This is a genomic window from Pseudomonas fluorescens (assembly GCF_012974785.1).
In the GTDB taxonomy this organism is placed as follows: Bacteria; Pseudomonadota; Gammaproteobacteria; order Pseudomonadales; family Pseudomonadaceae; genus Aquipseudomonas; species Aquipseudomonas fluorescens_BT.
Map to the genome: position 1 here is coordinate 490203 of NZ_CP027561.1, position 12830 is coordinate 503032.

7 protein-coding genes and 2 pseudogenes are annotated in these 12830 nt (G+C 60.9%); 3 read left to right on the forward strand and 6 right to left on the reverse strand.

Annotation, left to right across the window (positions count from 1 at the left end):
- Window positions 1–31: 31 nt before the first annotated feature.
- From selO to C6Y56_RS29495, 6 genes and pseudogenes are all read right to left on the reverse strand, one after another.
- Window positions 32–1495 carry a protein adenylyltransferase SelO gene (gene selO / locus C6Y56_RS02185; protein ID WP_169428539.1) on the reverse strand — a complete coding sequence of 488 codons (1464 nt, stop codon included), beginning with the start codon at window positions 1493–1495 and terminating at the stop codon, window positions 32–34.
- Between the two features lie 48 nt (window positions 1496–1543).
- A complete protein-coding gene (gene mscK / locus C6Y56_RS02190; protein ID WP_169428540.1) occupies window positions 1544–4897 on the reverse strand; it encodes a mechanosensitive channel MscK in 3354 nt (1117 codons plus the stop codon).
- Window positions 4898–4931: 34 nt separating this feature from the next.
- Window positions 4932–6674 carry a potassium/proton antiporter gene (locus C6Y56_RS02195; protein WP_065259501.1) on the reverse strand — a complete coding sequence of 581 codons (1743 nt, stop codon included), beginning with the start codon at window positions 6672–6674 and terminating at the stop codon, window positions 4932–4934.
- Between the two features lie 217 nt (window positions 6675–6891).
- Window positions 6892–8033: pseudogene (locus C6Y56_RS02200) on the reverse strand (IS481 family transposase).
- Between the two features lie 261 nt (window positions 8034–8294).
- Window positions 8295–9167 (reverse strand): methyl-accepting chemotaxis protein, encoded by an 873-nt coding sequence (locus tag C6Y56_RS29490; protein ID WP_371850982.1) that lies wholly within the window; start codon window positions 9165–9167, stop codon window positions 8295–8297.
- 30 nt (window positions 9168–9197) lie between these two features.
- Window positions 9198–9947 (reverse strand): annotated as a pseudogene (locus C6Y56_RS29495) (MCP four helix bundle domain-containing protein); the annotation flags it as partial.
- A 252-nt stretch (window positions 9948–10199) separates the two neighbouring features.
- Here C6Y56_RS29495 and C6Y56_RS02210 point away from each other — a divergent pair.
- The 3 genes from C6Y56_RS02210 to C6Y56_RS02220 all read left to right on the forward strand — a co-directional run bounded on the left by C6Y56_RS02210 (window position 10200) and on the right by C6Y56_RS02220 (window position 12766).
- The gene (locus C6Y56_RS02210; RefSeq protein WP_169428542.1) at window positions 10200–10430 is read left to right on the forward strand and encodes a cell division protein ZapB; all 231 of its coding nucleotides are present in this window, start codon (window positions 10200–10202) and stop codon (window positions 10428–10430) included.
- Window positions 10427–10729 (forward strand): cell division protein ZapA, encoded by a 303-nt coding sequence (locus C6Y56_RS02215; RefSeq protein WP_064592966.1) that lies wholly within the window; start codon window positions 10427–10429, stop codon window positions 10727–10729. Before C6Y56_RS02210 ends, C6Y56_RS02215 begins: the two co-directional genes overlap by 4 nt.
- A gap of 99 nt (window positions 10730–10828) precedes the next feature.
- The gene (locus C6Y56_RS02220) at window positions 10829–12766 is read left to right on the forward strand and encodes a methyl-accepting chemotaxis protein (RefSeq protein ID WP_169428543.1); all 1938 of its coding nucleotides are present in this window, start codon (window positions 10829–10831) and stop codon (window positions 12764–12766) included.
- Window positions 12767–12830 lie beyond the last annotated feature (64 nt).

The following is a 12830-nucleotide window of genomic DNA, read 5'->3' on the forward strand; positions in this document are numbered from 1 at the left end:
GGATCGATTATCAAGGTTCAGTCGTTCCCGCTTACGACGAGCAACTGATCTCCAGATGCTTGCCCCACTCCGGCGGCCGTTCCGCATAGCTTTCCATTCCAGGCTGTTCCTCGAATGGATTGCTCAGCACCGCGTGCAACCGGCGCACTTCTGAATAGTCACCCTGCTCGGCAGCATCAATCGCCTTTTGCGCCAGGTAATTGCGCAGGATGTACAGCGGGTTCACCGCATGCATCCGCGCCCGGCGTTGTTCCTGATCGGTCGCGCCATCGCGCGCGACACGGGCGACATAACGCTCGCCCCAGGCATCGAAACCCTTGATATCGACGAAGTCATCGCGCAACTGGGCGACGGCCTGTCCGGCTGACTCTTCGCCCAGGCGACGGAAGAACAAGGTGTAGTCGACGCCGCTGTTCTGCATCAATTGCAGCAGTTGCTCCAGCAATTGCTGGTCCTCGTCCTCTGCCGTGGTGAAGCCGAAGCGGCGGCGCATCAGGTCGAGGTAATGGGCCTGGAACAGCGGCAGATACAGACCGAGGGTTTCGCGCAGGGCTTCGACGCTGATGAACGGCGTCAGGGCCTGGGCCAGGGCGCTGAGGTTCCACTGACCGACCGGCACCTGATTGCTGAACGAGTAGCGGCCCTGATCGTCGGAGTGGTTGCAGATGAAGTTCGCGTCGAAGTCATCGAGGAAGGCGAACGGGCCGAAGTCGAAGGTGATGCCGAGGATCGACATGTTGTCGGTGTTCATCACCCCGTGGCAGAAACCGTAGGCCTGCCACTTGGCGATCAGTTCGGCGTTGCGCTCGACGATTTCGCGGAACATCGCCAGATACGGCTCCGGCTGCTCCAGGCACCCTGGGAAGTGCATCGCCAGCACATGCTCGCCGAGCAGCTTCTGCTGCTCGGGACGCTTGGTGTAATAGAAATATTCGAAATGCCCGAAGCGAACGTGGCTCGGCGCCAGGCGCAGCACCATCGCGGCACGTTCCTGTTTTTCGCGCCACACCGGGGTGTCGGAGCCGATCACGCACGCGGCGCGTGAAGACGGGATGTTCAGCGCATACAGCGCTTCGGATGCGAGAAACTCGCGAATCGACGAACGCAGCACCGCGCGGCCATCACCCATGCGCGAGAACGGTGTCTGTCCGGCGCCCTTCAGGTGCAAGTCCCAGTGCTCGCCGGCCTCGTTATAGACCTCGCCCAGCAACAACCCGCGACCATCGCCCAGTTGCGGGGTGTAGCCGCCGAACTGATGTCCGGAATAGACCATCGCCCGCGGCTCGGCATCGGCCCACAACTTGTGGCCGCCGAACAGTTCAGCGAATTCCTGGGTGTCGGCCGTCGCCGGTTCCAGATCCAGCAGCGCCAACGCCGCAGGACTGGCGACGACCAGTCGCGGGTTGTCGATCGGTTCGGGCAGCACATGGGCCGAGAACGCGTCGCCCAGGCGGGCGAAGCGGTTGTCGAAGGTCAGTTCGTCGAGGGCTTTCAAGGGCCGGCTCCAGCAGAATGTCCGAGCATTCTGCTGGGAATGACCGGGTTAGTCGAGTTTGGCGGGCGGCGGCTCTTGCAGCGGTTTTTGCTCGCCGTTGACGGGCACGATGGTTTTGCTGTCGTCTTCGATCGGCACCAGTTTGTACTCCTGGCCGTGAAGGTTCTTCAGGTACACCTCCATCTGCCGGAACGAGATGTTGATGTGCTGTTTCTTGAACTCGCGGTTGATGAAGCGGTTGACCTCGTCGATCACCGGGTTGCGGTCACCGAGGTCGCGCACGTGCATGCGCAGCTCGTGGTCGAGGGTGCTCTCGCCGAAATTGAGGAAGTACACGTGCGGCTCGGGTTCTTTCAGCACGCGCGGGTTTTCCCGGGCGGCCTTGAGCAGCAGTTCCTTGACCAGATCCAGATCCGAACCGTAATCCACGCCCAGTTTCAGCGTGACCCGGGTGATGGTGTCGGTCAGCGACCAGTTGATCAGTTGACCGGTGATGAACGTTTTGTTCGGAACAATGATGTCCTTGCGGTCGAAGTCGGTGATGGTCGTGGCGCGGATGCGGATCTTGCTCACCGTGCCCGACAGGTTGCCGATGGTGATGGTGTCGCCGATCCGAACCGGGCGTTCGAACAGGATCATGATGCCGGAGATGAAGTTCGCGAAGATCTCCTGCATGCCGAAGCCGAGACCCACCGACAGCGCCGCCACCAGCCATTGCAACTTGTCCCAGCTCACACCGAGTGTCGACAGGGTCGAGACGAAACCGACCCCGGCGATCACGTAGGACAGCAACGTGGTCGTCGCGTAGGCGCTGCCCTGGGCCAGATTGAGTTTCGACAGCACGAACACTTCGAGCAGACCTGGCAGGTTGCGTGCCAGGGCGAAGGTGATGCCGATGATGATCAACGCGCCGAGCATGTCGCCGATGCTGATCGGCACCATGCTCATGTTGGCGCCGGTGCCGCTGGTGTATTCGTAGAGGGTGATGTTGTCGAGGTACGAGAACACCGAGATCAGGTCCGACCAGACCCAGTAAAGCGCCGCGATGAAGCCGCCGAGCAGTGCCAGACGGATCAGGCGCAGGGACTGTTCGTTGACCTTTTCGATGTCCAGGGTCGGTTCTTCGATCACCGCCTCGCCGTCGCCGGCCTCTTTCGCTGCCTGACGTTTGGCCAGGGCGCGTTGGTAGGCCAGACGTCGAGCCGCAACGGCCAGGCCACGAACGAAAGTGGCTTCGATCACCAGCCAGAACATCAGCAGGTACAGCGTGTTGATCAAGCGGTCGCTGAGTTTCAGCGCGGTGTAGTAGTAACCGAAGCACACCGCGACGAACAGGGCGATGGGCAGCAGCGTGAACATGATCCCCACGGCCTTGCGGAACAGCGAGGCGTTTTCGTGAGTCGGGCTGCTGATCAGCAGGCGACTGAGCAGCCATGCCATCAGGGCGTAGCAGGTCAGCACCACCGGCATGCCCAGCACGTCATCGGCCAGTGCCGCCGGTTGCAGCTCGGCAACCGCCACCACCGCCACGAGGGCCATGACCACCAGGCCGAGGCGACGCACCCAGCCCTGGAGGAATTCGACCTGCGGTTTCTCCCAGCGGAAGTGCAATTCGGCCACGCCACCCGGCGCAAGGATCCGGTAAGCGGTGTAGAACACCAGCCACGCCTGGCCCATTTGCAGCAGGGCGGCGCCCATGTTGGCGTTCTGACCCCGGGCGTCGATCTGCAGCGCCAGCCCGCACAGCGCCAGCCCCAGCGCCACCGGCATCGCCAGCAGGATGTTGATCAGGATCGCCTGCGGCGTGTGCCACTGGCTGTCGCGCTTGAAGTGGCCGATGTCCTGGTGAACCTTGTTCAGGCGTGCATACAGCTGCTTGCGACGCCACAGCAAGGCACCGATCAGCAGCGCCAGTGGCAGGAACAGCAACGGGCGCTGGGTCAGGCCGTCGGTCAGTTCACTGAGGCTCGACGCCATGGGCAGCGTGTCGATCTGGCGCTTGAGGCGTTCTGGCACACCGCGTATCCACTCGGCGTCCAGCGGCTTGTTGCTGGGAATCCAGAACATCTGTTCATCGAGGGTTGCGCGCAGGCTTTGCGCGGTGCTCAGCAGTTGCTTCTGGTTCAGTTGCAGGGTGATCGATTCGTTGAGGACCGCGCTCAGCTCGCGGTTCAGGCGCTCGAGCAGGTCGGCGCGAGTGTTGGCCAGCTCCAGCAGGCTCTTGCGCAGTTGTGGCGTGACCTGCTCCGGCGGCTGAGTGGACAGCAGGTTGTCGACGTAGGCCGCCGGGTTGCTCAGCAGTTCCCGTTGCTGGCTGACTTCGAACTGATACAGGCGAATATCGGCGATCTGGTCCGCCAGGTCACGGTCGACCTTGAGACGCGGCAGCGACTGTTTCTGTTTATAGAGAATCTTCGACAGCAGCAGGCTGCCCTTGAGCACGTTGATCTGTTCGTCGAGGGCCGAGTCGCTCTGGGTCACGCTGTCCAGTTGCTGCTTGGTCTGCAGGTTCTGCTGGGTGACTTCGTTGAGGCGGTCGGTGCTTTTGAGCAGGTAGTCCGAGAGTTTGAGGTTGGCCGCACTTTCGGTGGCCAGCAGGCTGCTGCCGCCGGCCTTTTGCGCTTCGATGGACTGCTGGGTGACGGTCTCCTGAGACTGGGCCAGGCGCTTCTGGTTGATCAGGGTTTGCAGTTCCTGAATCTCATGGTCCAGGCGATCGGATTTTTCCGTGAGCAGGTCATGCTGGCTGTTGCCCAGATCCTGCAACTGGTTGTTGCCGGCCAGTTCCTGGCGACGCAAAGGGATCAGTGCATTGAGCGCTGCCAGCTCGGCATTGAGCAGGTCGCGCTGCTCGGCGCTCAGGGTCTTGCCGCTGTCCTTGCCGGTCTTGAGGATGCTGTTGATCTGCTGGATGCGCGTCTGGCTGGTGGAAATTTCGGCCTGGGCACGCTCCGGGCGGGTCTGGGCAGTGATAATCAGACTGTTGGCGTCCGCCAGCGCTTTTTGCAGGTCGCTTTGCTGGGTCGAGCGCTCGGTGAGCATCTGTTCCAGCTGCTGGATGTTTTCCTTGGTAAAACGCTGCGCCACCGGCACCGCAGGGGTGGCTTTGAGTCGCGTCAGTTCACGTGTGTTCTCGATGGTCTGCTTCGGCGCGGTGGCCAGTTGTTGCTTGAGATCGACCAGTTTCTGCTCGTAGTCACGCTTGTTGTTGAGCTGGTTCAGCGTGTTTTGCAGGATCGTCTGCAGGGTCTTTTTATCGGCCTCGGGCAGTTTGCTGTCGGCGATCTTGTCCAGATTGGCCTGTACGGCGTCGCTGGACGGCGGTTCGGCGGCCTGCAGTGGGCCGACAGTGAGACTCAGGCCCAGCAGGGCCGCGACGAAAAAGGAGCGCAGGGTAGGCATAGAGACCGGTCAAGCAAGTGAGAGTGGACGCAGTTTAGAGGAAGAGCCCGGGGCCCGGGCGACTTCCTTCGGGGAATCTGACGCCCACTTTGGCGATCTTGTTCCCGTCCATGACCGCAACCGTCCAGTGGGTGTTGTTCCACTCCACCTGGTCGCCAACGATCGGCGCACCGCCGACTTTCTGGGCGATGAAGTGGCCCAGGGTCATGTCCGGATCGATGCCATCGGCCGACAGGCCGTAAAGGGCGGCAACCGCTTTGAGCTGGGCGTCTCCTTCGAGCACGAAGTCGCCGAAGAAGCGCAGATCGAGGCCGCGCTGCGGCGCCTGGCTGAAGAGCTTTCCGAGGGCCGGAAGGTTGTGTTCATGGCCGATAACACACAGCAAATCATCGACTTCCAGCACCGTACTACCCGACGGATGGAGCAGTTGCTGACCACGAAACAGGGCCGCGATACGCGTGCCTTCGGGCATTTTCAGCTCGCGCAGGGGCGAACCGATGCACCATTTCTCCGCACCGAGCTTGTAAACGAACAGCTCCCATTCGCTGGTGATGTGCACTTCCAGGGCCGAGCGGGAGATCGGCGCCGGCTCCGGCGGCACCGTCACCTTGAGCAGTCTGGCCACCCACGGCAGACTCGTGCCCTGCACCAGCAGCGACACCAGCACGATGAAGAACGCGAGGTTGAAGTACAGCTGCGCATTCGGCAGCCCGGCCATCAACGGGAACACCGCCAGAATGATCGGTACTGCGCCACGCAGGCCGACCCAGGAAATGAAGGCCTTCTCGCGACCATGGAAAGCCTTGAACGGCAGCAGCCCGACCACCACCGACAGCGGCCGCGCGAACAGAATCATCCACAGCGCCAGACCCAGAGCAGGCAAGGCGATCGGCAGCAGGTCATGCGGAGTGACCAGCAGCCCCAGCACCAGGAACATGCCGATCTGCGCCAGCCACGCCATGCCGTCGAGCATGTGCAGGATGCCGTGGCGACTGCGCACCGGACGGTTGCCGATCACCAGACCACACAAGTAGACGGCAAGGAAGCCGCTGCCGTGCAGGGCGTTGGTCAGGGCGAACACCACCAGACCGCCGGCGATTACCAGGATCGGATAAAGGCCGGTGGCGAGGTTGATCCGGTTGACCAGTTGCAGCATCAGCCAGCCGCCGCCGAGGCCGATCACGCCACCGATGCCGAACTCGCGGATCAGGTGGGTCAGCAGGCTCCAGTGCAGGCCGGTCTGGCCGCTGGCGAGCATGTCGATCAAGGTCACGGTGAGGAACACCGCCATCGGGTCGTTGCTGCCGGATTCGATTTCCAGGCTGGCGGTTACCCGTTCGTTCAGGCCCTTGCCGCCGAGCAGCGAGAACACCGCCGCGGCGTCCGTGGAGCCGACGATGGCGCCGATCAGCAGGCCTTGAATCAGGTTGAGGTCGAACAGCCAGGCGGCGGCCATGCCGGTGAGGCCGGTGGTGATAAGGACGCCCACCGTGGCCAGCGACAAGGCCGGCCACAGGGCCACGCGGAAACTGGACACCCGGGTGCGCAAGCCGCCGTCGAGCAGGATCACCGCCAGCGCGAGGTTGCCGACCAGATAGGCCGTCGGGTAGTTATCGAAAATGATGCCGCCACCATCGACCCCGGCAGTCATGCCGACTGCGAGGATGATTACCAGAATCGGGATGCCGAGACGCGACGAAAGGGAACTGACAAGAATGCTTGCACCTACCAGCAACGCGCCGATCAAGAACAGGCTGTTGATGGTCGTCGCATTCAAAGGCAGTACTCCAGAAGCGGAAAGACGGGCACAAACTGACCATGCAGTCTGCGTGCCAGCGATTCTAACCTGTTGAAATGTGATGCTGTCAAAAAGGTTTTTCAGCGGGGGATTCGGGATTTGGATTCGGCTTGCGATCGCTGCCCTCACCCTAGCCCTCTCCCTGTATGTACCGGAGACATGGTGAACACATGTTCGGAGACATGGTGGACGGTTTTTAGATCCTCTTACCTGCCGTAACAATCTGCAAGTTCAAGTCGATTCGGGCGATACGATGTCTACTCCAGTAGACATCGTGGATGCCATCCTCCGCTGTTTCCCTGATTGCTATCGACAGCCCGTGAAATGCTTTTCCGATTGAGTATTCACGGTTCCTCCAGTAAATCTCGCCCTTCACCTGGACCTTTCTGACCACATCTCCGTCGGCGTATTCCGGCGCCATTTGCTGCTCCTGATACTCCCGAGGGCTGCTGCTGTAGCGAGTCGCCGGCACCTGCATATCCAGCGCTTGATGAGGACGTTTCTGGTTGTAGACATCACGCCAGATATCAAATGCCTGTTGTGCGCTGTTGAGGTCCGTGAAGTGCCGACCTTGCAGCACTTCACTCTTCAGGCTGCGGTGGAAACGCTCCAGTTTTCCCTGGGTCTGCGGATGATAAGGCCGGGAGTGACCTACCTTGATGCCCTGACCCATCAGCCAGACTTCCAGCGCGGTATAAACCCCAGTCTGGTCACCCCAGGGCGAACCGTTGTCCATCGTTATGCGCAAAGGCAAGCCGTAACGCCGAAAGACCCGGATTAGATGCTCCTGGACGGTGTCGCGCTGCTCATTGGCGCACGCGGCGATACACATCGAAAACCGCGAGTGATCGTCCAGTATCGTCAATGGATGGCAACGCCCCTGACTCAGGCTGAAATGGCCCTTGAAGTCCATCTGCCAGAGATCGTTGGGCGCTTCATGCTCGAACCGGATAAACGGTTTGATCTCAGCAGCCTTTGGATCAACGCGCGAATGACGCTGTAAAACTGCATGCACAGTACTGACGGAAGGCATCGCTAAACCTTTGTCTTCCAGCACGCGTTTGAGCTTGCGAGCGCCCCAAGCCGCGTACTCCTGACTCACGGTCAGAATCTGCTTCTCCACCTCGTCAGCACAACGTTTGGGGACGTCTTCGGTCGTCGTGACTGATTGTTCAGCCCCTCGGCCCCTGATTTTTCAAACCTGCTGAGCCATTTGTAGGCAGTGCTTGGGCTGATGTTGAATCGACGGCAAAGCTGCCGAACATTGGCCCCTTCTTGCCGAGCCAAAAGCACGAATTCTGTACGTAGCTGCACGGTAGACACCTCTTCCCAAGACACAGGCCATCTCCTTCGCGATGAGCAATGTGTCTATTTAAAAGTGTCCACCATGTCTCCGAACACCTGTCCACCATGTCTCCGGTACATACACTCCCGGAGGGAGAGGGGACTGACCGAGTGGCTCTCTCGAGTTACATCGACCTGAAATAGCGAGTCGAACTCAGGTCTTGAAACGCACGAAGATCTGCTCCCTTTCCCCCTCGCCACCTTTAGGGGGAGAGGGCTGGGGTGAGGGGGTAGCTTTTGATCTTGATCTCAAAATTACAGGCTGAACCGCCCAACCATATTGTTCAGATCCAGCGCCAGGCGCGACAGCTCGTTGCTCGCCGCACTGGTCTGATTCGCGCCGGTCGCCGATTGCACCGACAGATCGCGGATGTTCACCAGGTTGCGGTCCACTTCCCGCGCCACCTGTGCCTGCTCTTCGGCGGCGCTGGCGATCACCAGGTTGCGCTCGTTGATCTCGACGATGGCGGTGTTGATGGTGTCCAGCGACAGACCGGCGCCACGGGCGATGTTCAATGTCGACTCGGCACGCTCGGTGCTGTTGCGCATCGAGTCCACGGCGTGTTCGGTGCCGCTCTGAATGCTGCCGATCATGCGTTCGATTTCGCTGGTCGACTGCTGGGTGCGGTGCGCCAAGGCACGGACTTCGTCGGCCACCACGGCAAAACCACGGCCGGCTTCACCGGCGCGGGCCGCTTCAATTGCAGCGTTGAGGGCCAGCAGGTTGGTCTGGTCAGCCAGGCCGCGAATCACGTCCAGCACTTTGCCGATGTCGCGGGATTCGTTGGCCAGATCGCCGATCAGGGTCGCGGTGCTCTGCACGTCGGCGCTCATGCGTTCGATGGCGCTGACGGTTTCCTGCACCAGATCGCGACCGTCGCCGGCGGAGGTGGTGGCGTTCTTCGAGGCTTCCGAGGTGCTGACTGCGTTACGCGCAACTTCTTCCACGGCGCTGGTCATCTCGTTGACCGCGGTGGCGGCCTGTTCGATTTCGTTGTTCTGCTGGGTCAGGCCACGGGCGCTCTCGTCGGTGACGCTGTTCAGCTCTTCAGCGGCGGAGGCCAGTTGGGTGGCCGAGCCGGAAATCCGCTGCAGAGTGTCGCGCAGCTTCGATTGCATCTTGGCCATGGCCGCCAGCAGGCGACCGGCTTCGTCGGTGCCGTCGACGTGGATCGGCTGGGTCAGGTTGCCTTCGGCGATGGTTTCCGCCGCGTCCAGTGCCTTGGCGATCGGCTTGGTGATGCTGGCGGTCAGCAACCAGGCGAACAGGAAGGTCAGGCCGGTGGCGATCACCAGCAGGGTTACCACCAGATTGAAGGCCGAGGAATACTGGTCGGCGGCCTGCTGGTTGGTTTCGCTGATCTGCTGGCCGTTGATCTGCATCAAGCGGTTGAGCACGGTGTTCATCGCTTCGGAGTTGTCGAGCAACTGGGTGTTCAGCAGGTTGCGCAGCTCATCGAACTGATTGTTGCGCGACAGGGTTTTCATCCGGTCTTCGATCTGGCGGTACTGGCCCAGCAACTGCACGTATTGGTCGTAGGCCGCACGCTCTTCGGGGCTGCCGATCAGCGGCTCGTAATCGGTCTGAGCCTTGCGGATCTGCTGGTTGCGCATCTCCAGCAGCTCGATGGTTTTCTGCTGGACGTCCGGCTCGCGGTTCACCAGCAAACGGTACGACAGCACCCGCAGACGCAAGGTCAGCTGGGTGAATTCGTCAAGGTTTTTGATGCTTGGCACGCTGCTGGAGGAAATGTCCTCGGCGGCGCCGCGGATTTTGCTCATCTGGTTCAGGGCGAACACGCCGAGAATCAGCATCAGGCCGCCGATCAGGGCGAAGCCGGTGAACGCCCGGGGGGCGATATTCATATTGCGAAGGGACATGGGGGCGTATACCAGGAAGGGCCGCATCCATGCGGGCTGAGACTGCTGTTGGATGACTTATCGGTCATACGACTAAAGTCTTGAGGCGGTGCGCGTATTTGTCGCATGAGGGGGCGGGCGACGAAGTGCAGGAACCAGATCGGCAGATCACAGTCTCTAAGACTCGCGAGAACGGTCGAGCCGCCAGGAAAATCAAGGCCTTGCGCCGGTTTAACCCTGGCGTCAACGACGACTTTTCTTTATCGTACGCGCCCTTTGAAAAAGCCCTGGAAGATCAAAATGTTGGAAGCATCCCTCAGCCAATTGGAACAGCTCGTCAGCGACCTGGTGCAACAGAACCAGACCCTGTCGGAAACCAACCAGACCCTGTCCATGGAACTGGCCCAGGCCAAGGATGAAAACGAAAGCCTGCAACTGAGCCTGATGGAACAGGAAGAAAAGCACGGCGCCACTGCCGCGCGCATCCAGGCCCTGGTTGATCGCGTCAACACAGGTCCTGTCAGCGCATGAACCACGGTACAGCAGGGGTAAAAGTCATCTCCATCATGGGGGAGGACTATTCGATCAAGGCACCGGCCGGGGAAGAACAGACCCTGCTGGACGCCGCATTGATGCTCAAGGCCGCACTGGCCGACACCAAGAAGAAATACCCGACGCTGATCGGCGACCGCCTGCTGGTGCTGGCGGCGATGAATCTGTGCTCCCAGCAGATTGAAATGAAGAAGCAGCATCAGGAAGAACTCGAGCGTTACCAAGAGCAAGTCAGCGCCACGGTCGAGACCATCGCCAAGACCATCAATCAGGGTTGATGGGTTGCGCACAACCAAAGAATAAGATTGTCGATTGCGCTGTATACAATCGGCACGGCTGTTGCAGTGTTTCAGCCTCTTATTCTTTGGGGGTGCTCCATGCAGTTCTGGCGTCGCAGTATTCAATGGCAGTTGATCCTCGGCATGGGCACCGCCCTGCTGGTCAGCATTCTGATCGTGGTTGGCATTTATACCCTGGTGGTCAACCGCCTCGCCCAGAGCTATCTGGTCGAACAGGCCCTGCCGTCGAGCATCGAAGCGACGCGCAACGACATCGAACGAATCCTCGTTCAACCCCTGACCGCCGCCAAAGACATCGCCAGCAACACCATGGTCCGCGACTGGCTGGCCAATGGTGAGGACTCCACCAAAACGGCGGGCTTCGCGCAGTATCTGGAAGGCATCCGCGCCGAACACAAGGCGTTTACCGCGCTGATCATCGGCACCGAATCCAATCACTACATCACCGAAAAAGGCCTGGATCGGACCCTCAGTCGCGACAAACCGGCCGATGCGTGGTTCTACTCTTTCCTCGACAGCAATCAGCCACGAACCCTGAACATCGACAACGACGGGGCTACCGGAGAGCTGGCGCTGTTCATTGATTTGAAGGTGGAGCAGGCCGGCAAAGTGGTCGGCGTGGCGGGTCTTGGATTGAGCATGAAAGAGCTGTCCGAGCTGATTCACAACTTCAGCTTCGGCGAGCGAGGGAAGGTCTATCTTGTGCGTTCCGACGGATTGATCCAGGTCCATCCCGAGGCGCAGTTCAGCGGTAAGCGCACCCTCACGGAGCAGATTGGCGCCAGCGCTGCACAAGCGGTCTTGGGCCATAAGGTGGCGACCAACAGTAGCTTCCAGCGCGACGGCGAAGACTTCCTCGCCTTCAGCCTGCCTTTGCGCGACCTCGGCTGGACCCTGGTGGCCGAAGTGCCACAGTCGCAGATCTACGCCGAAGCTCGCCGGGCGATGTGGATGAGCAGCGGCATTGGTCTGGCGGTGGCGCTGGTTTGCCTGGCGCTGGTGATCTGGCTGGCCCAAGGGTTGGTAAGGCCGATTCGTCAGGTAACAGCTGCACTGGTAGCAATCGGTAGCGGTGGTGGAGATTTGACTCACCGGTTAGATTCCAGCCGCGCCGATGAACTGGGCGACCTCGCTCGGGGCTTCAACCGTTTCCTCGACAGCCAGCGCGGGATGATCGGCGAAGTGCTGACCACCAGCGAGCGACTGCGCGTTGCCGTCGGTCAGGTGGCCAGGGTTGTGGATAACACCGCCGAACGCTCCGGCCGGCAGCAGGAAATGACCGACATGGTTGCCACCGCCGTCCACGAAATGGGTCTGACCGTGCAGGAAATCGCCCAGAACGCCGGCAATGCCGCGCTCGCCTCGCAAACTGCGCGCGATGAAGCGATGCAGGCGCGGGAAGTGGTTGGCGGCTCGATTCGCCATATAGAAAGCATGTCCGATGAAATCGGCGTCGCGGCGGGAGCAGTGGGTGAATTGGCGCATCAAGTGGCGTCGATCGATCAGGTGCTGGCGGTGATTCGCGGGGTGTCGGAGCAGACCAACCTGCTGGCGTTAAACGCTGCCATCGAGGCTGCTCGAGCCGGCGATATGGGGCGTGGTTTTGCGGTGGTGGCCGATGAAGTGCGCACCTTGGCGCGCCGCACCCAGGCTTCAACCGACGAGATCCAGCAGATGATCGGCAGCCTCAAGCAGGGCGCGGAGAATGCGGTGTCTTCGATGCGCACCGGGCAGGCCGCGACGGGGACTGGGGTTGAGTCGAGCCAGCGTACCGGGGCCTCTTTGACTGCGATTACCGGGCAGGTCGAGCGCATCAGTGACATGAACCACCAGGTGGCGACGGCGACCGAGGAGCAGTCGGCGGTGACCGAGGAGATCAACCGCAACGTGCAGGGGATTTCCGATCTGGCCCGGGCGACGGCGGGGGAGGTTCGGGCGTGTCGTGAGGATTGTCAGATGTTGCAGCGGTTGGCGGATGACCTGGCGCGGCAGATGGGTGGGTTCAAGTTGAGTTGAGTGCTGGATCTGAAAAGCCCCTCACCCTAGCCCTCTCCCGGAGGGAGAGGGGACGGATAGGGGG